Source organism: Blastococcus sp. SYSU DS0973, assembly GCF_054051055.1.
In genome coordinates, this window is sequence record NZ_JBJHAN010000004.1 from 118,651 (window position 1) to 143,831 (window position 25,181).

Sequence of the window (25,181 nt, forward strand, 5' to 3'; positions counted from 1 at the left end):
GCGCGCGGCGCCGAGGGCAGCACCCGACCCGATCGACCAGAGGAGAAGCGCGCGTGAAAACTCATGGTGCCGTGCTGCGCGATGCAGGCATGGACTACGAAGTCGTCGAGCTCGAGGTCGGCGATCCGGGTCCGGGTGAGGTGCTGGTCGAGATGGCCTTCGCCGGTCTCTGCCACTCCGACGAGCACCTCCGCCAGGCCAACGCCGGCGGCCGGTACCCGATCGTCGGTGGCCATGAGGGCTCCGGGACGGTGCTGGCCGTGGGTGCAGGCGTCACCCGGGTGCAGCCAGGTGACCACGTGATCACGAGTTTCCTCCCGGCGTGCGGCCACTGCCGGTGGTGCGCAGCCGGGCGGTCCAACCTCTGCGACGTCGGCGCGACGATCGCCACCGGTCAGCTGCCCACCGGCACGTGGCCGTTCACGCTGGACGGCGAGGCCCTCGGGGGCTACTGCATGGTGGGCGCCTTCGCCCGCCACACGCTGCTGAGCGAGTACTCGTGCGTGCGCATCGAGCCGTGGGTGCCCATGGACACCGCGGCGCTGCTGTCCTGCAGCGTGCCGACGGGCTGGGGGTCCGCCGTGTACGCGGGTGGGGTCAAGCCGGGCGACACGGTGGTCGTGGTCGGTTCCGGTGGCGTCGGGGTGAACGCGGTGCAGGGAGCGGCGCACGCCGGGGCGCAGCACGTCATCGCCGTGGACCCCGTGCCGTTCAAGCGCGAGTTCGCGATGACCGTGGGGGCGACCCACACGGCCGAGGACACCCGCGCGGGCGCCGACCTGGCCCACCAGCTCTCCCACGGGGTGGGGGCCGACGTCGTCGTGCTGACCACCGGCGTGCTGGACGCCGAGACGACCAAGGGTGCGGTGCGCTGCGTCGGCAAGGGCGGGACCCTGGTCCTCACCGCCCTCGCCGGCATCGCGACGGAGACGACCCTGTCGTTGCTCGGCAACCCGATCACCGTCTTCGAGCAGCGGATCCAGGGCTCGCTGTTCGGTGGCTGCAACCCCTTCCGGGACATCCCCGCGCTGCTGCGCATGCACCAGGAGGGAACCCTGGAGCTCGACTCCCTCATCACCCGGCGCTACTCGCTCGAGAACCTGCGCCAGGGGTACGCCGACCAGGCGGCCGGCGAGACGATCCGCGGCCTACTGGTCCACGGCTGATTCCCGGGGGCGCGCGTCCTCGTCCGCCCCCGCCACCGGGGTCGCTCGTCCAGCCGCCTCCGGGCCGGTCCTCCCGGCCCGGGCGCGGCGGACAGCGATCCCGAACGCACCGAACCCCGCCCAACCGCCGGACTCCCGTCCCGAGGAGCGAGATGAACACCGTCGTCCAGGTCGAGGACCGATACCGGCAGTCCGAGGGCCTCCTCCACGTCACCGGCATCCAGGCGCTGGTCCGCGTCGCTCTCGACCAGGTCCGGGCCGACCGGCGCCGCGGACTGCGCACCGCCGGTTTCATATCGGGCTATCCCGGCTCCCCGCTGGGTGGCTACGACATGGAACTGGGACGCCGGGGGGACCTGCTCGACGAGCACGACATCGTCTTCCGTCCCGGGGTCAACGAGGAGCTGGCCGCCACGGCGGTGGCCGGCAGCCAGCTGGCCCAGACCCGCAAGGAACTGCGTTACGACGGCGTGACCGGCATCTGGTACGGCAAGGCGCCCGGTGTCGACCGTGCCGTGGACGCCCTGCGGCACGGCAACATGGCCGGGGCCGCCCCGGAGGGCGGCGTGCTCGCGCTCGTCGGCGACGACCCATCGGCCAAGTCCTCGACCATGCCCAACGCCTCCGAGGCCACCATGGCGGCCGTCGGGATGCCGGTCCTCTACCCGGGTGACGCGCAGGACGCCCTCGACATGGGCCTGCACGGCATCGCGCTGTCCAGGGCCTCCGGGCTCTGGGTCGGCGTCAAGGTCGTCACCGACGTCGCGGACGGCTCGGGCACCGTGGAGGTCCACCCGGATCGGATCGTGCCGGTGCAGCCGGACATGACCGTGGACGGTCGCGCGTTCCGGCACCAGGTCCGCGGCATGCTGCTGCAGCCGACGTCGGGCGAGCTGGAGGCGACGCTGTACCACGAGCGCCCCCTGATCGCACAGCGGTACGCGGCGGCCAACGGGCTGGACCGCCTCACCCGGTCGGGGCCCGACGACCGCATCGGCATCGTGGCCGCGGGGAAGACCTACCTGGACGTCTGCCAGGCGCTGGCCTCGCTCGGACTGGACGAGGCCGAGTGCCGCCGCCGGGGCGTGCGCCTGCTCAAACTCGGCATGGTCACCCCGGTGGAACCGGGCATCATCCGCTCCTTCGCCCAGGGGCTGCGGGAGATCGTCGTCGTCGAGGAGAAGCGGTCCTTCGTCGAGGCGGCGATCAAGCAGATCCTCTACGGGCGCACCGGGGCGCCGGTCGTTCACGGCAAGACCGGGCCCGACGGGCGCACGCTCGTGCCGGCGTCCGGCGAGCTGGAGCCCGACCTGCTGGCCGGCGTCCTCTCGCGGCGGATGCTGGCCCTCGGCGGCATGCCGACGGTGGAGGCGTGGTCGGAGGCACGCACGGCGCGGGCCGTCCGCGAGGACCGCCGGCCCGCGCTGCTGCCACTGCTCAGTCGGACGCCGTACTACTGCTCCGGTTGCCCGCACAGCACCTCGATGGCCACCCCGGAGGGGACCCTCATCGGCACCGGCACCGGTTGCAGCTCGCTGGCGGTGTTGATGCAGCCCGAGACGGTGGGCGACGTGAGCGTGCTCATGCAGATGGGCGGCGAGGGCAGCCAGTGGATCGGCATGGCCCCCTTCATCGACGTGCCGCACATGGTGCAGAACATCGGGGACGGCACGTTCCACCACTCCGGCAGCCTGGCCCTGCGCGCGGCCGTTGCCTCCGGGGTGAACATGACCTACAAGCTGCTGTACAACTCGGCGGTCGCGATGACCGGCGGGCAGAGCGCCCAAGGCGGGATGACCGTCCCGGCGCTGGCGGCGATGCTGACCGCCGAGGGTGTCTCCCGGATCATCGTCACGACCGACCAGCCGGAGAAGTACCGGCGTGTCCGGCTGCCCGGCAAGACGCAGGTGTGGCACCGCGACCGGCTGGTCGAGGCGCAGGAGGAGCTGGCGCGCGTGCCCGGGGTGACCGTGCTCGTGCACGACCAGGAGTGCGCCACGGAGAAGCGGCGCCGGCGCAAGCGTGGCCTGCTCCCGGAGCCGGCCACCCGGGTGCTGATCAACGAGCGGGTCTGCGAAGGCTGCGGTGACTGCGGGCAGAAGTCCAACTGCCTCTCGGTTGTCCCGGTCGACACCGAGTTCGGCCGCAAGACGCAGATCCACCAGGCCTCCTGCAACAAGGACTACACCTGCCTGGCCGGCGACTGCCCGTCCTTCCTCAGCGTCGTGCCTGGGGAGCGGACCCCCAGGCCGACCGCGGCCGAGCTGGACGCCGCGCTCCTGCCCGTCCCCGCGCCCCGGGTAGCGACCGACGACTTCGCCCTCCGGATCGTCGGCATCGGCGGGACGGGTGTGGTCACCGTCGCCCAGATCCTGGCCACGGCGGCCCAGCTGGGCGGGTTCCACGTGCGCGGCATGGACCAGACGGGCATGGCGCAGAAGGGCGGCGCGGTCGTCTCGGACCTGAAGTTCACCCGGGGTCCCGTCGTCCAGGCCGCGCGGGTCGCAGGGGAGGAGTGCGACCTCCTGCTCGGCTGCGACATCCTGGTTGCGGCGGAGCCGAAGAACCTCGCGGTGGCCGATCCGGCGCAGACGGTCGCCGTCGTGTCGACCGCGCAGGTGGCCACCGGCGCGATGGTGACCGATCCCGGGGTGACCTTCCCGCCGCCGGAGCAGCTGGCGGACCGGATCCGGACGGCTACCCGGATCGGCGACGCGGTGTTCCTGGACGCGCACCAGCTGACCCAGCAGCTCTTCGGTGGTGACCAGTCGGCCAACGTCCTGCTCCTGGGCGCCGCCTACCAGTCCGGTGCGCTGCCGGTGCCGGCCTCCGCGATCGAGGAGGCCATCGCCGTCAACGGTGCCGCGGTGGAGGTCAACATCCAGGCATTCCGTCGTGGGCGGCAGGCGGTGGCCGACCCCGCCGGGCTCGCGGCGGCCGTGGCGGACCTCTTTCCGCCGGCGGTGGAACCGGCGCCGCCGGCGCCCGAGGTCGCCGACGTGATCGCGTCGGTGCGGGCGCCGGCCGGTTCGGAGCTCGCCCGCTGCGTCAGCGTCCGCGTGCCCGACCTCGTCGGCTACCAGGACCTGGCCTGGGCGCAGGACTACGCCGGGCTCGTCGAGCAGGTGCGCGCGGTGGAGGCGGAGGTGGTCCCCGGCAGCGGCGAGCTGGCCGAGGCGGTCGCGCTGGGGCTGTACAAGCTGATGTCCTACAAGGACGAGTACGAGGTCGCCCGGCTCTCGATCGATCCGGCCGTCGAGGCCGACGTCGAGTCCCGCTTCGGCCGCGGGGCCCGGTACAGCTACCGCCTGCACCCGCCGGTGCTGCGCTACCTGGGTCGCAAGGACAAGATCGCGATCGACGCCCGTGCCGCCCGGCCGGTCCTGCGCACGCTCTACGGCATGCGACGGCTCCGTGGCAGCGTGCTCGACCCGTTCGGCCACAGCCACGTCCGCCGGACCGAGCGGGCGCTCATCCAGGAGTACCGGGAGCTGGTGCACCGCCTCCTCGAGGAGCTCGCGCCGGCCAACCACGGCGTCGCCGTGGAGCTGGCTGCGCTCCCCGACATGGTGCGCGGCTACGAGGAGATCAAGTTGGACAACGTCGCCCGGTACCGCGAGCGCCAGCGCGAAGCGCTGCAGCGGTTCGCCGGAACGGCGACCCCGCTCACCACCACCACGAGGAGCTGACCCATGCCCGAGACGGATCTGCAGGACCTCCGCGCGGGCGTCCGCGACCTGGCCTCGTCCTTCCCGGCGGAGTACTGGCGCCGGTGCGATGCCGCCCGCGAGTACCCGGAGGAGTTCGTGCGCGCGCTCACCGAGGCCGGCTGGCTCTCGGTGCTCATCCCCGAGGAGTACGGGGGAGGGGGGCTCGGCCTGGTCGAGGCCTCGGTGATCATGGAGGAGATCAACAGCACCGGGGCGAGCACCTCGGCGTGCCACGCGCAGATGTACACCATGGGCGCGGTGCTGCGGCACGGTTCAGAGGCGCAGAAGCGCACCTACTTGCCCGACATCGCGGCGGGCAAGCTCCGGTTGCAGGCGTTCGCCATCACCGAGCCCGACGCGGGCTCGGACACCACGCGGATCACGACCTTCGCCCGGCGGACGCCTGAGGGGTACGTGGTCAACGGCCGGAAGATGTGGATCTCCCGCGTGCAGCACAGCGACCTCATGCTGCTGCTGGCCCGCACCACCCCCCGCGAGGAGGTTGCCAAGCGCACCGACGGGCTCAGCCTCTTCCTGGTGGACCTGCGCGAGGCCGGGTCGTCGGTCCGCGCCGAGCCCATCGACACGATGGTGAACCACGAGACCAACGCCGTGTTCATCGACGACCTCGAGCTACCCGCCGACGCGCTCGTCGGGGAGGAGGGCCAGGGCTTCCGGCACGTCCTGAGCGGCATGAACGCCGAGCGCATCCTGCTGGCCAGCGAGAGCATCGGCGATGCCCGCTGGTTCCTCGACACGGCGTCGGCGTATGCCCGTGACCGGGTCGTGTTCGGCAAGCCGATCGGCGACAACCAGGGCGTCTCGTTCCCCCTGGCACGGGCCTGGGCGGACATGCGGGCGGCGTCGCTGGTGCGCGACCGGGCAGCCGAGCTGTTCGACGGGGGCGAGACGGGCGGCACGGACGCCAACGTCGCGAAGCTACTGGCATCCGAGGCGGCATGGGCCGCTGGCAACGCCGCGATGACCACCCTGGGTGGCTACGGCATGGCGGCCGAGTACGACGTCGAGCGCAAGTTCCGCGAGTCGAGGCTCTACCTGGTGGCCCCCGTGTCCAACAACCTGATCCTCCAGCACGTCGCCGGGCACGTTCTGGGCCTGGGCCGCGGCTGAACCCGCCCGGCCCAGGCCGAGAGGCGATGGCCTCCCGGCCTGAGCCGGGCGGTCAGCGCTCCGCGTCGGCCAGGAGTGCCCGGGCACGCTCGACCAGGGGTCGGTCCACCATGGCGCCCGCGACGGCGCCGACGCCACCGTCGACGTGGGCGGAGACCACGGCCCGGGCCCAGTCGAGCTCCTCGGGGGACGGTCGCCACGCCCGGGCGACGACGTCGACCTGACGCGGGTGGATGCACAGCTTCCCGCCGAAGCCGCTCTCGCGGGCCCCGCGGGCGTCAGCGGCCAGGACGTCCGCGTCCTGCAGCTCGGTCGTCACGCCGTCGAGGGGTGCCGGCAGACCGGCCAGCCGTGAGGCCAGGACGAGTTCGGCCGCGAGCAGGCGCACCAGCGGTGAGCGCGGCGTGACGCCCAGGTCGAGCGCCAGGTCCTGGTCGCCCAGGGCAAGGCGCGCGGACGCGCGGGCGACGTCGCGGGCGGCGGCGATCCCGGCGGCGGTCTCGACGAGCGCGATCACCGGCCGGCCGGTGGCCGAGCCCACCGCCGCGACGTGGCTGGGCTCCTCGGCCCGGGCCAGCATGACGCCGAGGAGGCCACGGGCGCCCACCAGCGTGGCGATGTCGTCCTCGTGGCCCGGGGCGCCGGCCGCCTGCACCCGGACGATCGCCCTGCCGCCGTCGTCGAGCCACCGGCGGACGTGCTGCCGGGCGGCGGCGCGGCGTCCGGCAGCGACGGCGTCCTCCAGGTCGAGGATCGGCACCGCACCCGAGCCGGCGGCCTTGTCGAAGCGTTCCGGGCGGTCGCCGGGGACGAAGAGGAAGGCGCGGGAGCCGGCCAGGGGAGCGGTCAACGCGCGTCCGTGCCGATCGAGGGCCGCGCCGAGGTGGGACCGTAACCCCGCCGGTAGACCAGCAGGGTGCGGGTGAAGGTGATCACGACGGTCCCCTCCTGGGTGTAGCCCGTGGTCCGCACGGTGACCAGCCCGGTGCTCTGCCGGGACTGCGACGGGCGCAGTGCCAGGACCTCGGAGCGCGAGTAGACGGTGTCGCCTTCGAACAGCGGATGCGGCATCCGCACCTCGTCCCACCCGAGGTTGGCGAAGACGTTCTGGGACACGTCGGTCACCGACTGGCCCGTGACGAGGGCGAGGGTCAGGCAGGAGTTGACGATCGGCCGGCCGAACTCGGTCTGTGCGGCGTAGTGGTGGTCGAAGTGGGGGTGAGCGGTGTTTTGCGTCAGCAGTGTGAACCAGGAGTTGTCGGTCGCGGTGATCGTGCGTCCGAGCGGGTGCTCGTAGACGTCACCGACCTCGAAGTCCTCGTAGAACCGCCCGTTCCAACCCGGCTTCATCGCCACGGCACACCTTCCGCCGGTGTAGCGCCGACTTCGCGTGACCGCTCCGGCACGGATCACCGGCCCAGGATCGCATGACATATAGGGATTGCGGGTGCCGACCCTGACCGGAGCGGGTCCGGCGCGAGGGCCCGCGGAACCGGCGGACCGGCCGGTGGTGCGTGACCATGTGGCACCGGCCGCAGCGAAACGGAGGGCTGCCGACGGGCGCGTGGAGCACCTGGTCGGGATCCTGGGCGGTCGGACCCACCCTCCGTCGAGTGTGTCAGGTGCCACACCTACCGTTCCGGTGTGACGACGCCACCCCCCACCAACCGCGACGCCCCCGAGCCCCCGTCGGCGGGAGCCGCCGGCGGGGCCGCCGACCTGGTCGCGGCCCTGGCGGCGGTGCTACCGGCCGACCGGCTGGTCACCGACCCCGACGTGCTGGCCGCCTACGCCCACGACGAGGCCGAGTGGGCCGAGAACGTGCTGCCCGCCGCCGCGGTCCGGCCGCGCACCGCCGAAGAGGTGCAGGCGGTCGTCCGCGCCTGCATCGAGCACCGCACCCCCGTCGTCCCGCGGGGTGCCGGTACCGGCTTGTCCGGCGGGGCGAACGCCACCGCCGGCTGTGTCGTCGTCTCGTTGGAGGCGATGGATGCGGTGCTGGAGGTCGACGAGCTGGAGCGGTTCGCCGTCGTCCAGCCAGGGGTGATCAACGACGACTTGCGCACGCACGTCGCCGGCCACGGTCTCTGGTACCCGCCGGACCCGGCCAGCTCCCCCTGGTCGACCATCGGCGGCAACGTGGCGACCAATGCCGGTGGGGTGTGCTGCGTCAAGTACGGCGTCACCAGGGACTACGTGATGGGGGTGCAGGTTGTCACCGGCACCGGCGAGCTGGTCAGGCTGGGTCGGCGCACGGCCAAGGGAGTGGCCGGGTACGACCTCACCGGCCTCATGGTCGGGAGCGAGGGCACGCTGGGCATCATCACCGAGGTGACCCTGAGGCTGCGCCCGCTGCGCGATCCGGAGCGCACGGTGGCCGGCTACTTCGACTCGGTGGTCGCCGCCGGCGAGGCGGTCACAGCGGTCGCTGCCGCCGGGCTCACCCCGTCGGCCCTCGAACTGGTGGACCGGCACTGCCTGGCTGCCGTGGACGCATGGAAGAACATGGGTCTGTCGCAGGACGCCGAGGTCGTGCTGCTGGGCCGGGTCGACACCCCAGGGGCTGCCGGGGACGCCGAGGCCGAGCAGATGCTGGCCGCGTTCGAGCGCGCCGGCGCGAGCTGGGCGGCCGTCAGCACCGATGCAGAGGAGGCGGATGCGCTGTTCGCCGCACGCCGGCTGGCCTACCCGGCGCTGGAGCGGCTCGGGCCGGTGCTCACCGAGGACGTGTGCATGCCCAAGGCCGCGGTCCCGTCGATGCTCGCCCGCATCGAGCAGATCGGCGCGTCGCACGACATCGTCATCGCCAACATCGCGCACGCCGGGGACGGCAACCTGCACCCGTTGCTGATCACCCCACCGGGCGACGAAGCCGCCCGCGACCGCGCCCAGCTGGCGTTCCAGGACATCATCGCTGCCGCCCTGGAGCTGGGGGGCACGGTCACCGGGGAGCACGGAGTCGGACTGCTCAAGCGTGACGGCCTGGTAGCCGAGATTCCGGAGGCCGTGCTCGCCATGCACCGCTCGGTCAAGGCGGCGCTGGACCCGTACGGCATCCTCAACCCGGGCAAGGTGTTCACCGCACCGGCGCGGTGACCGCGCGGTGCGCTCCGGACAGCGGGGACGCCGCGCGCCCGGTCGCTGATCGGCGCGCCCCCATCGGAACAGGTCCGACCGGAAGGGCTCCCCGGAGCGACTTTTCGACACGGTGACCAAGCTGTTACTTGACTCACATATATCGTATGTGTTGTCGTCTCGGTCACAGGGCCGCCGAATCGGGCTGGCCCTCTCAGCACTGAGATCGAGGAGATGGCGTGCACAGCTCACTACGCACGAAGCGGGCCGCTGCGGTTGGCGCGGCGGCGGTGCTGGCGGCCTCGCTGGCTGCCTGCGGCGGGGACTCCGGCGGCAGCGGCGGTGGTGGGGGTGGCGCTGGGGCCGAGGGTCAGTCCTTCGACTGGCAGTACTCCAACTACCTGCCTCCCAACTCGTCCTTGAGCACCGGGATCGCCAACTACTTCGACTCGATCGAGGAGCAGGGCGACATCACGGTCGAGGAGTTCTACCAGGAGTCCCTGCTGTCCGCGACGGACACGCTGCAGGGCGTCGCGCAGGGCCGGGCCGACCTCGGCTTCATGATCGCCCTGTACTACCCGGGTGAGTTGCCGCTCTCCCAGGTCGTGGGCGTGCCCTTCCAGACCGACGACGCCGAGGCGCAGGTCCGGGCCATGAACGACCTCTACGAGAACAACGAGGCCTTCCGCGCCGAGTACGAGAACCAGGGCGTCCACGTCCTCAGCTTCGTGCCGCTGGCGCCGACCATGGTGGCGACGTCGGAGCCGCTGTCCGGGCTCGACGACTTCCAGGGCCGGCAGATCCGCGCCGTCGGCCTGCTCAGTCAGGCGATCGAGCAGACCGGCGCCAGCCCGGTCGCCCTCTCGGCCCCGGAGATCTACGAGTCGGTGGAGCGCGGGGTCATCGACGGGTTCACCTCCTACCCGTTCGACGTCGCGGTGGCCAACAGCCTCCACGAGGTCGCGCCCAACATGACGGACCCGGGCACCGGCCTCTACAACCTCGGCGCGCTGGTCATCACGAAGAGCCTCTGGGACGGACTCCCGGAGGAGACCCGTGAGCTCATGACCGAAGAGATCGACCAGTACGTCACCGACGCCATCGCGCTGCTGGCCGAAGAGGAGCAGAACACCTGCGACACGTTCCTGGAGGCCGGTGGCACGCCCGGCGTGTTCCCGGAGGCGGACGTCGAGGAGTTCGAGACCATGGTCGGCGACAGCGTGCTGAACGCCTGGCGTGAGCAGGCCACGAGCGCCGGCGTCTCCGCGGACGAGGTGGACGGGTTCCTGGAGGACTACCAGGCCGCCCTGGAGCAGTACTCCGCCGAGTCCTCCTACACGCCCGGCCTCGTGGCCTGCGCAGAGCGGAACGGGAACTGACCGGTTCGACACCGGTGGGTGCGTCGGGGGGCAACGACCCGTTGTCCCCCGACGCGCTGATCGGTGACGCGCACTCCGTGCCGCCGATCGACGGCACGCCCGCGGAGCGGCCCGGGGGGCCGGTCCGCAAGGTCATCCACCTGATCGCGACGACCTTCGGCGTCATCGCTGCCCTTCTGATCGTCGGCATCATGATCAGTACGGCACTGGACGTGTTGGTCCGCCAGATCACCGGGTCCTCCATCCCCGGGGTGGTCGAGTACAGCGAGGTGCTGCTCGCCGGGCTGGTCTTCCTCGGCCTGGCCTATGCGCAGCGCACCGGGGCCCACATCGGCGTCGACCTGGTCACCGAGCGCCTGCCGACGCGCACCGCCCACGTCGTGCGCGCGGTCGGTCTGGTCGTCGCCATCGCGGTGCTCCTGTGGATGACCTACGAGACGGCCGTCGTGGCCGTCAACTCCTTCCAGGTCGGAGAGTTCCGTTTCGGCCTCGTCCCTGTCCCTATCTGGCCGATCCGGATCGTGATCCCGCTCGGCCTCGTCGCCTTGATCCTGGAGCTGGCGCTGAGCACCTACGACGAGATCGTCGGGGCCCGGACGGGTGCCCCGACCGTCCAGCACGAACACCCCGAGGCGGCGTCCGCGGCGACCGAGCGCGACAGGGGCGCCCGGTCGTGACCGCAGGGCTCGTGGCGGCCCTCGCCGTCCTCGTCCTGCTCGTGCTCCTGTGCACGGGCGTTCCTGTGGCCTTCGCCCTCGCCACCGCGGGGATCCTGGGCCTGATCGTCTACCGCGGTGCTGACATCACGGCCAGCACGATGGGGTCGCTGCCGTACCAGGCGACGGCGGAGGCGACGCTGGTCGTCATACCCATGTTCATCCTCATGGGCGTGCTGGCAGCGCACGCGCGGGTGGCCGAGGACGTCTTCCGGATCAGCCACCGGCTGCTGCGCCGGCTGCCCGGTGGTCTGGGGCTCGCGTCCATCGCCGCCTGCGCCGGCTTCGGCGCGGTGTCCGGGTCGAGCGTGGCCACCACGGCGACCGTCGGACGGGTCGCCATCGTCGAGATGCGCAAGTACGGCTACAACGTGGCGTTCGCCGCCGGCATCGTGGCCGCGGCGGGCACGCTGAGCGTGCTCATCCCGCCGAGCATCGTGCTGGTCATCTACGGCATCATCACCGGTGAGTCCATCGGCGCGTTGCTCACCGCCGGGATCGTCCCCGGCATCCTGTCGGCGCTGGTGTTCATGTCGCTGGTGATCATCCGGGTACGGCTGCGGCCGGCCATCGGCGGCTTCAACCAGGCCCCGACGGCCGTCGACGACCAGCCGAGCCTCGCCGGCAACCGGCCGCAGGGCAAGGGTTATGCCGGGCTGGTCAAGATCACCGTCTTGTTCGCCATCGTCATCGGCGGCATCTACGCGGGGTTCTTCACCGCGACCGAGGCCGCCTCGCTGGGGGCCTTGGCCGCGCTGTTCATGCTCCTGGCGGACGTGTTCCGGTACGGGCCCCGTCAGCTGATGATCAATCTGCGGAACAGCTTCGCGGAGGCGGCGTCGGTGACCAGCTTCATCTTCGCCATCCTGGTGGGCGCCAGCCTGTTCACCTACTTCCTGGTCAGCGCCGGGATCACCAACGCCTTCGCCAACTGGGCGTTGGAGCTCCCGGTGCCGCCGACGGTCCTCATCATCGTCCTGCTGGCGATCATGGTCCCGCTCGGGATGTTCCTCGACCCGATCTCGATCATGCTGATCGTCCTGCCTCTCGCTTACCCGGTCGTCATCGGCCTGGGCTTCGACGGCATCTGGTTCGCCATCCTCACTGTGAAGATGATCGAGATCGGGCTGATCACCCCACCGGTGGGATTGAACGTCTACGTCCTTGCAGGCACACCCGGAGTCCGACTGGAGGACGCGTTCCGGGGTATTGCCTGGTTCCTCCCGGCCGAGTTGTTCACGACCTCGCTCCTGTTCCTCATCCCGGACCTCGTGACCTGGTTGCCCAGCCAGATCGGCTAGTGACCCGGTCCTCCCGTCCCGACCCATACCCACCGACGCGCACGAAGGAAGGGCTGCCATGACCGCCCACCCGACAGCTGACGACCCGAAGACCGAGGCCGAACTGGACCTCGACAGGAAACAGGAAGAGGTCGAGCAGAGCTTCGCCGGCCCGGGCGAGCGGCTGGAGATCCTGTCGCCCGACGGGACGGTCCGTCCCGGGGCCGAGGTCCCGCTGAGCACCGAGCAGGTCCGCGACGCGCTCCGCTGGATGATGCTGTCCCGGACGGTGGACGTCCGGGCGATCAGCCTCCAGCGGCAGGGGCGCATGGGCACGTTCTCCGCCGTCCGCGGCCAGGAGGCCTCGGTCGTCGGCTCGTCGTTCGCCCTCGACCCCGCCCGCGACTGGATCGTTCCGCAGTACCGTGAGCTCCCCGGGGTCGTCCGCCACGGCTTTCCGCTCGACGGGTACCTGCTGTACTGGATGGGGAACCCGGCCGGCGGTCGGGTGCCCGACGGCGTCAAGGTGCTCCCGCTGCAGATCGCGCTGGCCGCGCAGCTCCCGCACGCGGTCGGGCTGGGATGGGGGCTGAAGCTGCAGGGCAGCGACGGCGTCGTGACCACCTACTTCGGCGACGGCGCCTCCTCGGAGGGAGACACGCACGAGGCCATGAACCTCGCCGGTGTCACCCGGGCACCGGTGGTGTTCTTCCTGCAGAACAACGGGTGGGCGATCTCCACCCCGCGAACGAAGCAGACCGCGGCGTCGAACTTCGCCAGCCGGGCCGAGGGGTACGGCTTCCCGGGCGTCATCGTCGACGGCAACGACCTGTTCGCCGTGTACACGGCGATGCAGCAGGCGGTCGAGCGTGCCCGGCGGGGGGAGGGACCGACGCTGATCGAGTCCCAGACGTACCGGATGGGTGCCCACAACACCGCCGACGACCCGACCCGCTACATGGAGCCGGTGGAGCTCAGCGGCTGGGACGAGCGCGACCCCATCCGCCGCGTCACGTCCTGGCTGCGCAGCCAGGACGCCTGGGACGACGAGGCCGAACGGGAGATGCAGGCCGGCATCGACCGGCAGGTCGACGAGGCGATCGAGTCCGCCGAGGCCTTCGCACCCCCGAACCCCGAGCAGATCTACACCCACGTCTACGCCGACCCGCCGGAGCGCCTGCGTGCGCAGCAGCGTGCCGCGCTGGACTCCCACTGAGCCGAGGAGCGACACCATGGCGACGATGACGATGATCGAGGCGATCCGGTCAGCCCTCCGGGAGGAGATGGCGCGCGACGAACGGGTCGTGGCGCTGGGCCAGGACATCGGCCAGCTCGGCGGTGTCTTCCGGGCGACGGACGGGCTGCTCAAGGAGTTCGGCGCCGACCGGGTGTTCGACATGCCCCTGGCCGAGGCGGTGATCGCGGGCTCGGCGCTCGGGCTGGCGGTCTCCGGCCTGGTCCCCGTGGCGGAGATCCAGTTCCTCGGGTTCACCCACCAGGCGTTCCACCAGATCGCGCCGCAGATCGCGCGTTACCGCTACCGCTCGCAGGGCCGGTACAACGCGCAGGTCACCATCCGCACCCCCTTCGGTGGCGGCGTCCGGACCCCGGAGCTGCACTCCGACGCCCTCGAGGCGCAGTTCGTGCAGGCCCCCGGGCTCAAGGTGGTCATGCCGTCGAACCCCTACGACGCCAAGGGCATGCTGCTGGAGGCCATCCGCGACCCCGACCCGGTGCTCTTCTGCGAGCCGCTGCGGGGGTACCGGCTGGTCAAGGGTGAGGTCCCGGAGGGGGACTACACCGTTCCCTTCGGTCAGTCCCGGGTCACCCGCGAGGGCGGCGACGTGACGCTGGTGGCGTGGAGCGCCGCGGTGCAACTGGCCGAGCGGTCCGCCGCGCGGCTCGCGGAGGAGGGCATCGAGGCGACGGTGCTGGACCTGCGCACGCTCGTCCCCCTGGACGTCGAGGGGCTGGTGTCGGCCGTGGAGGCGACGGGGCGCTGCGTCGTCGTCCACGAGGCCCCGCTGACGGCCGGGTTCGGGGCCGAGGTGGTCGCGACCCTGCAGGAGGAGGCGTTCTACTCCCTGGAGGCTCCGGTGGCCCGGGTGGCGTCGCCGGACACCCCGTATCCGATCGCCTCGATCGAGGACTACTACATCCCGAGTGTCGAGCGCGTCGTCGACGCCGTCCGCCGGACGGTGAGCGCCAAGTGAGCGAGCTGGAGTTCCGCCTTCCCGACGTCGGGGAGGGCCTCGATGCGGGCGAGATCGTCGAGTGGCACGTGCAGCCGGGTTCCACGGTCGTCCGGGACCAGGTCCTGGCCGAAGTGGAGACCGACAAGGCGGTCGTGGAGATCCCGTCTCCGGTGAACGGGACGGTGCTCCGCCTCGGTGGCGAGGTCGGCGACGTCCTCGAGATCGGGGCGCTGCTGGTGGTCTTCGAGACCGATGAGTCGGTGAAGATCCGCAGCCACGGCACGGGCGGCCCGGCGACCTCGCCGGCCGCCGAGCAGCCGCCGGCCGCCGAGCAGCCGCCGGCCGAAGAGCAGCCGCCGGCCGCCGCGCCTGCGCTGCCCACGCCCGCCGCCGTGGCGCAGTCCCCGGAGGCGGCGGCGGGGGCTCCCTCGCCCACCGCGGCCGCCGACGGGGGCCGCTCCCGGATCGGGCGGGTACTGGCCTCGCCGGCCACCCGCCGGCTGGCGCTGGAGACAGGGGTCGACCTGACGGCCGTGCGTGGCTCCGGTCCGGGTGGCCGGGTGACCGCGGACGACGTGCGGGCCTTCGCGGCCGCGCCCGCGGTCGCCGACACGGACGTGGACGAGACCGCCGGGGCCGCGGGCGGGAGCTCCGCGGAGCCCGGCGAGCCGCGGCGCGTCGTGCGCCGGCTCGCCGACGAGACCGTGCCCCTGCGCGGGCTGCGGCGATCGATCGCGAAGTCCATGACGACCTCGTGGCAGCAGATCCCGCACATCACCGAGTTCCGGGAGGTCGACGCCACCGCTCTCGTGCGGGCGCGGGCCAGCCTCCGGCCGCACCTGGAGCCCGACGGCGTGGCCTTCACGTTCCTGCCGCTGCTGGTCAAGGCCGTCGTCGCGACGCTGGCCGAGCACCCCAAGTTCAACGCCAGCATCGACATGGCTGCCGAGACGATCACCTACCACGGCCGGCGCAACATCGGCCTGGCCACGGCGACCGCTGCCGGGCTGATGGTGCCGGTGGTCAAGGATGCGGACGGCAAGTCCCTGGGCGAGCTGTCGCGAGAGATCGACCAGCTCGCCTCGGCTGCCCGGGACCGCACCGTCAGCTCCGCGCAGATGTCCGAGGGGACCTTCACGATCACCAACTTCGGCAGCTTCGGCGGCTGGCTCGCCACGCCGATCATCCGGCCGCCCGAGGCCGCGATCGCCGGTTTCGGTCGCATCCGCGACTCCGTGGTCCCGGTCGACGGTGTGCCCGTGGTCCGGCCGACGCTGCCGTTGTCGGTCTCCGCCGACCACCGGCTGATCGACGGCGACGACATGGGAGCCTTCCTGGCCACCCTCATCGCCTACCTGGCCGATCCGATCCTGCTGCTCAAGGGGGAGTGATGGTCGTCGGAGAAGTGGCAGAGGGCGTCGACCTGCTCGTGGTCGGCGCCGGCCCCGGCGGCTATACGGCGGCGCTGCGCGCGGCCGCCCTGGGCCGCAGCGTGCTGCTCGTCGACCGGCTCGGGGACGCCGGCGTGGGCGGGGTCTGCCTCCAGGTCGGCTGCATCCCCAGCAAGGCGCTCATCGAGGTGGCCGAGGTGGCGCACCGGGCCGGCGGGCTCGGGGACGCCGGTCTCACGGTCGGCGACGTGTCGGTGGACATGGCGCGGTTCCAGGAGTGGAAAGCGGCAAAGGTCGGCGGGCTCACCGGAGGCGTCTCGGGGCTGCTCCGCCGGGCCGGCGTCGAGGTCGCGGCCGGCGAGTTCCGGTTCACCAGGCCGGGCTCGGGGGTGCTGCAGTCCGCCGACGACCGCCCACCGCGGCACCTGCAGTACACCGACGTCCTGCTCGCGACCGGATCTCGGCCGGTGGAGCTCCCGGGGCTTCCCCGGGACGGGGAGCGGGTCCTGGACTCCACGGACGCCCTGGCCCTGCAGACGTTGCCGCGCAGCATCGTGGTGGTGGGAGGTGGCTACATCGGTCTGGAGCTCGGAACGGCGTTCGCCAAGCTGGGCACCCGGGTGACCATCATCGAGGCGCTCGACCGGCTCCTCCCGGGGGTCGACGCCGCGCTGCTGCGTCCCGTCCGCCAGCGGCTCAAGGCGCTCGGCGTCGACGTGCTGCTCGGGCACCGGGTGGAAGGCTTCGAGGACGGCGTGGTCACGGCGACCGCGGCCTCCGGTGAGAAGCGGGTGTCGGCCGAGAAGATGATCGTGGCCATCGGTCGGCGCCCCAACACCGACGGGCTGGGGCTGAAGAAGATCGGCATCACGCCCGACGTCGGTGGGCTCCTGGCGGTGGGGCCGGATCGCATGGCTGCACCGCACGTCGCGGCCATCGGCGACATCACGGCGGGACCGGCCCTCGCGCACAAGGCGACGGCGGAGGGGGAGGTGGCCGCCGAGGTGTTGTGCGGCAAGCGCGCGGCGTTCGATCCGGCGGCCATCCCCGCCGTCGTGTTCAGCGACCCAGAGATCGCAGTCGCGGGTCTGTCGCCCGAGGAGGCCCGGGCGCAGGGCATGGACGTCGCCGTCGCGCGCCTCCCGCTGAGCGCCTCGGGGCGGGCCGCGACGATGGACGCCACGGAGGGGTTCACGCAGCTGGTTGTGGACCGGTCGGTCGATGCGGTGGTCGGCGTGCACATCGTCGGTCCGCACGCGTCGGAGCTGATCGCCGAAGGGGTCCTCGCCATCGAGATGGCGGCGTCCCCGCTGGACCTGCTGGCGTCGATCCACCCGCACCCGACGCTGAGCGAGATGACGTCCGACGTCGCGCGCAGCCTCTTGCACCAGCCGGCCGGGGCGACGGTGCCGGCCGCGGCGGCCTCGTGACCGCGGCGGCGGGCGCCGGCGACCGGCCGCTGGAGGGGCTGCGCGTCGTGGAGTGCGCGACGTACGTGGCCGGTCCCTCCGGCGGCATGACGCTCGCCCAGCTGGGGGCCGACGTCATCCGCGTCGACCCGCTGGGCGGGGCCACCGACCACCGACGCTGGCCGCTGGCCCCCAACGGCGCCAGCCTGTACTGGCACAGCCTCAACAAGGGGAAGCGCTCGGTCACCGTGGATCTCCGGTCCCCGGCCGGGAGGGAGCTGGTGACCGCCCTGATCACTGCCCCTGGCCGGGACAGCGGGGTGTTCCTGGACAACAACGTGGCCCGTTCGTGGCTGGACTGGTCCGCGCTCTCGGCGCGCCGGCCAGACCTCGTCCACGTCCACGTCCAAGGGCACCGCGACGGCCGGCCGGCGGTGGACTACACGGTCAACGCCGCGGCGGGGATCCCCAACATGACCGGCGGCGAGTCGGACGGTGCGCCGGTGAACCACGTGCTCCCGGCGTGGGACCTGCTCACCGGGCAGTCGGCGGTCGTCGGGTTGCTCGCCGCGCTGCGGCACCGGGACCGCACGGGTCGGGGCAGCTACCTCGAGGTGGCCCTCGCCGACGTCGCGCTGGCCGGGGTGGCGGCGCTCGGCTGGTACGCGGACGCCCAGCTGTCGGGGGTGGACCGGCCGCGGCACGGCAACCACGTGTACGGCAGCTTCGGCGTCGACTTCCCCACCTCGGACGGACGCCGGGTGATGGTGGTGGCACTGACCGAGGGCCAATGGCGGTCGCTGTGCCAGGTGACCGGGACGGGAGAGGTCTTCGCCGCGCTGGAGAAGGCCCTCGGCGTGGACCTCGAGGACGAGGTGAGCCGGTACCACCACCGGGAGACGATTGCGGCGATCCTGCGCGGTTGGTTCGCCTCCCGCGACGTTGCGACCGTCAGCCGGCAACTCGAGGCCGCACGGGTTCTCTGGGGTCCATACCGCACGGCTACGGATGTCGTGCGGGAGCACGAGGCCGACCCCGCGTCCTCGCCGCTCACCGAGCTGGAGCAGCCCGGCGTCGGTCGCCTGCTGGCGATGGGCAGCCCGCTGCGACCCCATGCGGTGGAGGAGCCTCCCCGCCCGGCGCCCGTGCTGGGCGCCGACACCGACGAGGTGCTGACCGAGGTGCTCGGGCTGGGATCGCGGGAGATCGGTCGGCTGCACGACGAGGGCGTCCTGGCGCCCACCTCGGCGGCAGAGTGACCGCCGTCGACCGGCCGCAGAGAGGCGGGACGGTTGCCGCCTCACCCCGCCGCGCGCCATCCATCGAGTACGGGGCGGGGTCGGCCGACTACCATGCTGAGGTGGCGGTAGAGGCATCGGGCATCGACGGATTCCACTCCTCGCAGCCGCCACGCGGCCGTCAGGCCCTCAGCGAGGAGTCGGCGGGCTACGTCCGCGCGCTGATCATGTCCGGGGAGCTCCGGGAGGGTGAGTTCGTTCGCCTCGACCGCATCGCGGCGGATCTCGGGATCAGCGTGACACCGGCCAGGGAGGGACTCCTCCTGCTGCGCGGTGAGGGTTTCGTGGTCTCGGAGCCGCGGCGGGGTTTCGTGGTCGCGCCCCTGTCGCCGGAGGACGTCGCCGACCTCTTCTTCGTCCAGGCGACCATCGCCGGGGAGCTGGCCGCTCGCGCGGCGCTCAAGCTCAGCGACACGGACCTCGCCGAGATCGACGATCTCCAGGACCGGCTGGCACGAGCCGCGCGGGCAGGGGACGGGGACGTCGTCGCCCGCTGCAACCACCTTCTGCACCGGATGATCAACCAGGTGGCGGCCGCACCCAAGCTGAACTGGTTCCTCGGCCTCTCGGTGCGGTACGTGCCGACCCGCTTCTTCACGTCCATCGCCGGCTGGGAGGAGGCCTCCGCGCACGACCACACCGCGTTGATCCAGGCTTTGCACCGGCGTGATGCCGATGGCGCCCGCGTCGCGATGGAGGAGCACATCAGGCATGCCGGCCAGCTGCTGGTTGCCCACCTGGTGCGGACCCGCTCCGCCGCGAAAGAGGACCGGGATGCACCCGGCGAGGGCGACGCGGAGTCCCGGGACGCGGCGTCCGCTCCGCTTCCGTAGCGCAGCCGACCGGGTCGCAGTAGTAGGGGAGCCAGGCGGTCAGCGGCCGATCGGCGCCGTCCGGGCCCGGGTCAGCCGCACCAGTTCGCCCGGCGGCAGCTCCAGCTGGAGCCCGCGCTTGCCCGCGCTCACCAGCACCGTGGGGAACCCCAGGGCGGAGGCGTCGACCACGGTGGGCAGCGCCTTCCGCTGGCCGAGGGGGCTGATCCCGCCGAGCACGTAGCCGGTCGCGCGCTCGGCGTCGGCGGGCTCGGCCATCGCCGCCCTGCGTCCGCCGGCGGCCGTGGCCAGCGCTTTGAGGTCGAGCGTCCCGCTGACCGGCACGACCGCGACGGTGAGGACGCCGTCGACGTGGGTCACCAGGGTCTTGAACACCTGGCGGGGGTCGGCACCCAGCGCGGCGACGGCGGCCTCGCCGTGTCCCCGGTCAGCCGGGTGCCCGGGGTCGTACGGGTGCAGCGTGTGGGCCACCTTCGCCTGCTCCAGGACCCGCACCGCCGGGGTTGCCGCCACGGCGCCGGAGCGTAGCGATCACCGGCCCGGTGGGAATGGCCGCGGGCGCCGGTGCCGTTGCACCCGCCGTGAGCAGCAGCGTCTCCACCACCCGCACGCGGGCCGTGCACCGACGTCCCCCGGGCCGTCCGGACGCCGCACGGCTAGGATCGACCGACGTGGTGCCCCGCGTCCGGGGGCCCCGGAGAGGACGGTCGGTGCCTGAGGATTCCGCGGTCGACAACGCCGGTCAGCTGCCCGAGGGCGCTCCGGTGGAGGTGCCGGAGGCCCGCGAGGGCGGGAGCCGCACGGAGCTCGCCGAGACCCGCGCCGAGCGGGATGCCCGGTTCGAGCGCGACGCGCTGCCCTACCTGGACCAGCTCTACCCGGCGGCCCTGCGGATGACCCGCAACCCGGCCGACGCCGAGGACCTGGTGCAGGAGACCTTCGTGAAGGCCTACTCCGCGTTCCACCAGTTCGCCGAGGGCACCAACCTCAAGGCCTGGCTGTACCGGATCCTGACGAACACCTACATCAACAGCTACCGCAAGAAGCAGCGGCAGCCGCAGCAGTACCCCACCGAGCAGGTGCAGGACTGGCAGCTCTACGCGGCGGAGGAGCACACCTCCTCGGGTCTGCGCTCGGCCGAGATCGAGGCGCTGGACCACCTGCCCGACTCCGACATCAAGGACGCCCTGCAGCAGCTGCCGGAGGACTTCCGGCTCGCCGTCTACCTGGCCGACGTCGAGGGCTTCGCCTACAAGGAGATCGCCGAGATCATGGGCACGCCCATCGGCACGGTGATGTCCCGGCTGCACCGCGGTCGCCGGGGGCTGCAGAAGCTGCTGGCCGACTACGCCCGCGAGCGCGGCTTCGTCCGCGCCGGAGCCGGTGAGGAGGCGACCCACTCGTGAGCAGCGAGCACGGGTCCGGCGGACCCCTCGACATCAACTCGTGCGACGACGTCCTGACGCACGTCTTCGAGTTCCTCGACCACGAGACCACCGACGAGCGGCGCGGCCTGATCGCCGAGCACCTCGAGGACTGCTCCTCCTGTCTGCGCGAGTTCGGCATCGAGCAGGAGTTCAAGGCCCTGGTGCGCCGGCGCTGCGGGGGCGACAAGCCGCCGTCGGGTCTGCGCGAGCGGATCAAGACGCAGCTGACCAGCGTCTCCTTCGAGGAGGACGGCACGCAGGTCAGCGTGGAGCGGCTGACGATCGAGCGGTCGGAGGAGCGCCCCACCGCGTGAGGCGCCGCTGAACGCCAGAGGCCCAGAACCCGTCGGGTTCTGGGCCTCTGGCGCATGCCCCCTCTGCATGCAGAGGGGCCGCTCTCACGCGTTGGGGCGCTTGCCGTGGTTGGCCTTGTTCCCCTTGCGGGAGCGACGCTTGCGTCCACGCTTGGACATCGCTGCCCTCCTCTCACCCTCACCGGTGGGCCCGCTCGGCCCGTGGATCCCGCGGGGGGGTCGGCGCGGCCCACGTAGGGTGCACGACGCCGACGAACCCGCCAAGCTGACCGGACAAGCCTCTCACGGAGGCGCCTGGCCGTGCGCCGGGCCGGGCGATGGGATGCAGGAGGAACAGCAGTGCCGCAGCTGGGGATCGAGACCGTCCTGGTCGCAGGACGGGGCCCGGCGGGCTGCGCCGCGGTGGGCGCGTGCCAGCGGCTCGGTCTCAAGGCCGTCGCCGTGTACAGCGAGACCGAGCACGCGGCGCGGCACGTCCGGCTGGCCGACGACGGGGTGCTGCTCGGCCCCGCCCCGGCCGCGGAGTCCTACCTGGCGGTCGACCGCATCGTGGAGGCGGCCCGGCGCAGCGGGGCCGACACCGTGCTCCCCGTCCCACCCGCGCTGGCCGGGAACGCGCGACTGGCGAGCGCCGTCCTCGGCGCGGGGCTGCGCTGGGCAGGCCCGGCTCCGGAGGTGCTGGAGCGGCTGGGCGGCGACGGCGTGGAGCCGGCCAGCGAGCGGGGCCTCCTGGCCTGGGTGACCGACGAGGGTCTGCGGTTCCCCACGCCGGTGGCCCGGGACCGCGCGGCCGGCATCGCGCGGGTGTCCTGGACCCCCGGAGCGCCCGGCGACGTGCCGCCGGCGGCGCAGCGGCTCGCGGAGATCGGCTGGCGCGGCCTGGTCACCGTGGGCATCGCCCCGGACGGAAAGCTGACCGAGGTCGCCGCCGGGGTCTCCCTCGACATGGCGGTGCTGGAGCGCGCGCATGGCGTGGACGCCGTCGAGCTGGCGCTGCGCAGCGCGGTCGGGTCACCGGTGCCCGGCCCCGGTCCGGCGGCTCGCCCGGACGTGCGTGCCGCGGTGGCCGTCCAGCTGCGATCGACCCTGCCCCCGGGCACCGCGGGCCGGATCAGCGGGCGGCTGCCCGGCTCCGGGCGCCGGCCGGTGGCCGAGGCGGACATCGACCTGGTGGCGGTGACCGGGTACGACCCCGGTGACCGGCTCGACGGCTGGTACGACGCGTTGCTGGTCACGGTCAGCGCCGGGGCGGTGGACGTCGCGACGGCCGCCCGCGCCGCTGCTCTGGCGCTGAGCGGGCTGCCCGAGACCGGCGTTCCGCACGACGGTCCGGAGGTCTGCGCGGTGGTCGGGCGACTCGCTCAGGGGCGGGCCGTCCCGGACGCCTGATCCGCCGGCCGCGTGCTTGGATGAGGGCTCACGGACGGTGAGCGCGGGAGGTTCCGGTGGCGGTCGAGGAAATCCACGCAGAGATGGTCTCCAGCGTCTGGAAGGTGCTGGTCGAGCCCGGTGCGCCGGTGTCCGCCGGCGACACGCTGGTCATCCTCGAGTCGATGAAGATGGAGATCCCGGTCCTCACGGAGCGTTCGGGCACGGTGCGGGAGCTGCACGTCGTGGAGGGCGAGGTCCTCCAGGAGGGCGACCTGATCGCCACCGTCGTCGATGCCTAGAGGTCGCGGGCGTAGACCAGCAGGTCGATGCCCGGCACCGGCGTCCAGTCCCGCTCGGGCAGGCGGGTGAATCCGAGCCGCTCGTACAGCCGGTGCGCCGCGGTCATGCGTGTGCCCGTCGAGATCACCAGCCGCCGCTTGCCTGCCGCCGACGCACGGCGCAGGCACTCCTGCACCAGCGCCGCCCCGATGCCCTGGCCCTGCGCGTCCGGGTCCACGGCGAGCATCCGGAAGCCTGCTTCGTCGGCGGACTCCAGCACCTCGCCGAACGCGCCCCCCGGTACAAAGGCGACGCTGCCGACGACCCGGCCGGTCGCATCGCGCGCCACGAGGACTTCGGCCTGGCGCGCCCGGCCGGCGACGTCGGCCAGCTCCGCCGCGTACCCGCTGGAGGCGAGCCCGCCGCCCACGTAGACGTCGACGGTGAGCTGGGCGATGCGGTCGTGGTCGCGGCGCCCGGCGGCCTCGATGACGACGGCGGGAAGGGCTACCACGCGCGCAGCCTAAGTGGTCCTCTGCCGGGGCCCGCGGCGAGCCTGCGTCCAACTGGGCAGGGCACCGACCCCGTCCACCTCGCCCCTCGCCCGCGCGGGGAGGGCCCCGGGACGGGGTCCTAAGCTCGGCGCACCATGAGCAGCCTCTCCGAACGCCTCACCCGCGGAACGGCGTCCAGCCCTGCCCAGATCGCCCACGCGCGGCGCCTGGTCGCCGACTGGCAGCTGCTGGCGGACCTGGCTTTCGCCGACCTCACGCTGTGGGTGCCGCTGCCCTCGGGCTCCTGGTGGTGCGTGGCCCAGGTGCGGCCGCTCACCGCACCCACCAGCCGGCCGGAGGACATGGTCGGCGTCGAGACCGGTCCGGAGGAGGCCCGGTCGTTCGCCGTGGCCCTCCGGGACGGCCGGCCGGTGCTGGACGGGGAGCCCGACCGGACCGGGCACACGTCACGGCGGCGCGAGGTGATCCCGGTCCGGCACGAGGGCGTGGGCATCGCCGTCCTGGCCAAGGACACCAACCTCGCGGTCACCCGCTCGCCGTCGACGCTGGAGCTGACCTACCTCGACATCGCCGCCGACCTCTGCCTCATGATCTCGGCCGGCACGTTCCCGCCGGGAACGCTCGAGGACGCGGAGATGAGCCCGCGGGTGGGTGACGGGCTGGTACGCCTGGACGGTGCCGGACGGGTCAGCTACGCCAGCCCCAACGCGCTGTCGGCCTACCGGCGGATCGGGGTGGCCGGTGACCTGGCCGGCGCGACCCTCGCGGAGGTGACCTGCCGGGCGGTGACCGACCGGGTGGCGGGCGAGGCGGCCGCGGCCGGCATCACGGCGGCGGTCGCGGGGCGCTACCCCCATCCCATGGACGTCGAGGCGGCCAGCGCCACCCTGCTGATGCGGGCACTGCCGCTGCAGGCTCCCGGCGCCGCACCCGGCGCGCTCGTGCTGGTGCGCGACGTGACCGACGTCCGGCGGCGGGACCGGGCACTGCTGACCAAGGACGCGACCATCCGGGAGATCCACCACCGGGTGAAGAACAACCTGCAGACGGTGGCCGCGCTGCTGCGGCTGCAGGCCCGCCGGATGACCGAGCCGGCCGCCCGGGCGGCGCTCGAGGAGTCGGTGCGCCGGGTGGCCTCGATCGCCGTGGTGCACGAGACGCTGGCCGGCAGCCGGGAGGACGTCGTCGACGTCGACGACGTCCTCGACCAGGTGCTGCCGATGCTCGGCGACCTGACGTCGGTGGGCCCGGCGGCGCGGACCCGGCGGACCGGATCGTTCGGCGAGTTGCCGGCGGCGGCGGCCACCCCGCTGGTCCTGGCGGTGACCGAGCTGCTGCACAACGCCGCGGAGCACGCCTTCTCCGAGGGGGAGCCCGGCGTCATCGAGCTCGTCGCCGAGCGGAACGGCGAGGACCTGCTCGTCCGCGTCCGGGACGACGGCCGGGGTCTGCCGCCGGGGTTCGACCCGGCCGTCAGTGACGGGCTCGGCCTCCAGATCGTCCGGACGCTGGTGACCAGCGAGCTGGGCGGCAGCCTCACGATGGGTGCGCCGGAGGGGCGACCCGGCACCGAGGTGGTGCTGCACCTGCCCGGGAACGGCTGGCCGCGGCGCTGAGCCCGGCGCCGGCGGAAAGCGCCGAGGCCGGTCCGGGGGGAGCCGGACCGGCCTCGTGGCGGTCAGTGCGAACGCG

The 25,181-nt window shown here is 72.8% G+C and carries 23 protein-coding genes; 18 read left to right on the forward strand and 5 right to left on the reverse strand.

The features are described from left to right. Positions 1–53 precede the first annotated feature (53 nt). From ACI791_RS09165 to ACI791_RS09175, 3 genes are read left to right on the forward strand one after another with little or no spacing between them, the layout of a single operon-like run. Positions 54–1,166 carry an NDMA-dependent alcohol dehydrogenase gene (locus tag ACI791_RS09165; protein ID WP_347057773.1) on the forward strand — a complete coding sequence of 371 codons (1,113 nt, stop codon included), beginning with the start codon at positions 54–56 and terminating at the stop codon, positions 1,164–1,166. After that, positions 1,166–4,855, forward strand: coding sequence for an indolepyruvate ferredoxin oxidoreductase family protein (locus ACI791_RS09170; protein WP_456585948.1), 3,690 nt, complete (start codon positions 1,166–1,168; stop codon positions 4,853–4,855). The genes ACI791_RS09165 and ACI791_RS09170 overlap by 1 nt, the downstream gene beginning before the upstream one ends. Positions 4,856–4,858: 3 nt before the next feature. Continuing rightward, positions 4,859–6,007, forward strand: coding sequence for an acyl-CoA dehydrogenase family protein (locus ACI791_RS09175; protein WP_456585774.1), 1,149 nt, complete (start codon positions 4,859–4,861; stop codon positions 6,005–6,007). A 52-nt stretch (positions 6,008–6,059) separates the two neighbouring features. On the opposite strand, the gene ACI791_RS09180 is transcribed toward ACI791_RS09175, so the two are convergent. Continuing rightward, positions 6,060–6,857 (reverse strand): HpcH/HpaI aldolase/citrate lyase family protein, encoded by a 798-nt coding sequence (locus ACI791_RS09180; RefSeq protein ID WP_456585775.1) that lies wholly within the window; start codon positions 6,855–6,857, stop codon positions 6,060–6,062. Then, entirely contained in the window at positions 6,854–7,357 is a 504-nt protein-coding gene (locus ACI791_RS09185; protein WP_347057770.1) for a MaoC family dehydratase, read from the reverse strand. The genes ACI791_RS09180 and ACI791_RS09185 overlap by 4 nt, the downstream gene beginning before the upstream one ends. Positions 7,358–7,651: 294 nt before the next feature. Here ACI791_RS09185 and ACI791_RS09190 point away from each other — a divergent pair, with 294 nt between their 5' ends. The 10 genes from ACI791_RS09190 to ACI791_RS09235 all read left to right on the forward strand — a co-directional run bounded on the left by ACI791_RS09190 (position 7,652) and on the right by ACI791_RS09235 (position 19,583). Continuing rightward, on the forward strand, positions 7,652–9,103 hold the full coding sequence (locus tag ACI791_RS09190) for an FAD-binding oxidoreductase (protein WP_456585776.1): 1,452 nt from the start codon (positions 7,652–7,654) through the stop codon (positions 9,101–9,103). Between the two features lie 218 nt (positions 9,104–9,321). Next, the gene (locus tag ACI791_RS09195) at positions 9,322–10,461 is read left to right on the forward strand and encodes a C4-dicarboxylate TRAP transporter substrate-binding protein (RefSeq protein WP_456585777.1); all 1,140 of its coding nucleotides are present in this window, start codon (positions 9,322–9,324) and stop codon (positions 10,459–10,461) included. A gap of 14 nt (positions 10,462–10,475) precedes the next feature. Continuing rightward, positions 10,476–11,138 carry a TRAP transporter small permease gene (locus ACI791_RS09200; RefSeq protein WP_347057767.1) on the forward strand — a complete coding sequence of 221 codons (663 nt, stop codon included), beginning with the start codon at positions 10,476–10,478 and terminating at the stop codon, positions 11,136–11,138. Next, the gene (locus ACI791_RS09205) at positions 11,135–12,478 is read left to right on the forward strand and encodes a TRAP transporter large permease (protein ID WP_456585778.1); all 1,344 of its coding nucleotides are present in this window, start codon (positions 11,135–11,137) and stop codon (positions 12,476–12,478) included. Before ACI791_RS09200 ends, ACI791_RS09205 begins: the two co-directional genes overlap by 4 nt. A gap of 58 nt (positions 12,479–12,536) precedes the next feature. After that, positions 12,537–13,673, forward strand: a complete 1,137-nt coding sequence (gene pdhA, locus ACI791_RS09210) for a pyruvate dehydrogenase (acetyl-transferring) E1 component subunit alpha (protein WP_347057765.1) — start codon at positions 12,537–12,539, stop codon at positions 13,671–13,673. A 16-nt stretch (positions 13,674–13,689) separates the two neighbouring features. After that, positions 13,690–14,670 (forward strand): alpha-ketoacid dehydrogenase subunit beta, encoded by a 981-nt coding sequence (locus tag ACI791_RS09215; protein WP_347057764.1) that lies wholly within the window; start codon positions 13,690–13,692, stop codon positions 14,668–14,670. Continuing rightward, positions 14,667–16,043, forward strand: coding sequence for a dihydrolipoamide acetyltransferase family protein (locus tag ACI791_RS09220; RefSeq protein WP_456585779.1), 1,377 nt, complete (start codon positions 14,667–14,669; stop codon positions 16,041–16,043). Before ACI791_RS09215 ends, ACI791_RS09220 begins: the two co-directional genes overlap by 4 nt. Further along, a complete protein-coding gene (lpdA, locus tag ACI791_RS09225) occupies positions 16,043–17,473 on the forward strand; it encodes a dihydrolipoyl dehydrogenase (RefSeq protein ID WP_456585780.1) in 1,431 nt (476 codons plus the stop codon). Before ACI791_RS09220 ends, lpdA begins: the two co-directional genes overlap by 1 nt. Further along, on the forward strand, positions 17,470–18,711 hold the full coding sequence (locus ACI791_RS09230) for a CoA transferase (RefSeq protein WP_456585781.1): 1,242 nt from the start codon (positions 17,470–17,472) through the stop codon (positions 18,709–18,711). The genes lpdA and ACI791_RS09230 overlap by 4 nt, the downstream gene beginning before the upstream one ends. Before the next feature lie 101 nt (positions 18,712–18,812). Continuing rightward, positions 18,813–19,583 carry a GntR family transcriptional regulator gene (locus ACI791_RS09235; protein WP_347057760.1) on the forward strand — a complete coding sequence of 257 codons (771 nt, stop codon included), beginning with the start codon at positions 18,813–18,815 and terminating at the stop codon, positions 19,581–19,583. A 39-nt stretch (positions 19,584–19,622) separates the two neighbouring features. On the opposite strand, the gene ybaK is transcribed toward ACI791_RS09235, so the two are convergent. Then, positions 19,623–20,096 carry a Cys-tRNA(Pro) deacylase gene (gene ybaK / locus ACI791_RS09240; RefSeq protein WP_347057759.1) on the reverse strand — a complete coding sequence of 158 codons (474 nt, stop codon included), beginning with the start codon at positions 20,094–20,096 and terminating at the stop codon, positions 19,623–19,625. A 197-nt stretch (positions 20,097–20,293) separates the two neighbouring features. On the opposite strand from ybaK, the gene ACI791_RS09245 reads away from it, so the two are divergent. Both ACI791_RS09245 and rsrA read left to right on the forward strand, forming a co-directional pair. Next, a complete protein-coding gene (locus ACI791_RS09245) occupies positions 20,294–20,989 on the forward strand; it encodes a sigma-70 family RNA polymerase sigma factor (protein ID WP_347057758.1) in 696 nt (231 codons plus the stop codon). After that, entirely contained in the window at positions 20,986–21,324 is a 339-nt protein-coding gene (gene rsrA / locus ACI791_RS09250; RefSeq protein ID WP_347057757.1) for a mycothiol system anti-sigma-R factor, read from the forward strand. Before ACI791_RS09245 ends, rsrA begins: the two co-directional genes overlap by 4 nt. An 84-nt stretch (positions 21,325–21,408) precedes the next feature. Here the strand turns inward: rsrA and ACI791_RS09255 are convergent, their stop codons facing one another. Beyond that, entirely contained in the window at positions 21,409–21,483 is a 75-nt protein-coding gene (locus tag ACI791_RS09255) for a 50S ribosomal protein bL37 (RefSeq protein ID WP_014377707.1), read from the reverse strand. 180 nt (positions 21,484–21,663) lie between these two features. On the opposite strand from ACI791_RS09255, the gene ACI791_RS09260 reads away from it, so the two are divergent. Together ACI791_RS09260 and ACI791_RS09265 are read left to right on the forward strand one after the other, a co-directional pair. Further along, on the forward strand, positions 21,664–22,713 hold the full coding sequence (locus tag ACI791_RS09260; protein ID WP_456585782.1) for a biotin carboxylase N-terminal domain-containing protein: 1,050 nt from the start codon (positions 21,664–21,666) through the stop codon (positions 22,711–22,713). Positions 22,714–22,769: 56 nt separating this feature from the next. Then, positions 22,770–22,994, forward strand: a complete 225-nt coding sequence (locus ACI791_RS09265; protein WP_347057755.1) for a biotin/lipoyl-binding carrier protein — start codon at positions 22,770–22,772, stop codon at positions 22,992–22,994. On the opposite strand, the gene ACI791_RS09270 is transcribed toward ACI791_RS09265, so the two are convergent. Further along, complete coding sequence (locus tag ACI791_RS09270; protein WP_456585783.1) at positions 22,991–23,488, reverse strand: GNAT family N-acetyltransferase; 498 nt, start codon at positions 23,486–23,488, stop codon at positions 22,991–22,993. The genes ACI791_RS09265 and ACI791_RS09270 overlap by 4 nt on opposite strands. A gap of 135 nt (positions 23,489–23,623) precedes the next feature. On the opposite strand from ACI791_RS09270, the gene ACI791_RS09275 reads away from it, so the two are divergent. Further along, complete coding sequence (locus ACI791_RS09275; RefSeq protein WP_456585784.1) at positions 23,624–25,105, forward strand: sensor histidine kinase; 1,482 nt, start codon at positions 23,624–23,626, stop codon at positions 25,103–25,105. Positions 25,106–25,181: the final 76 nt, after the last annotated feature.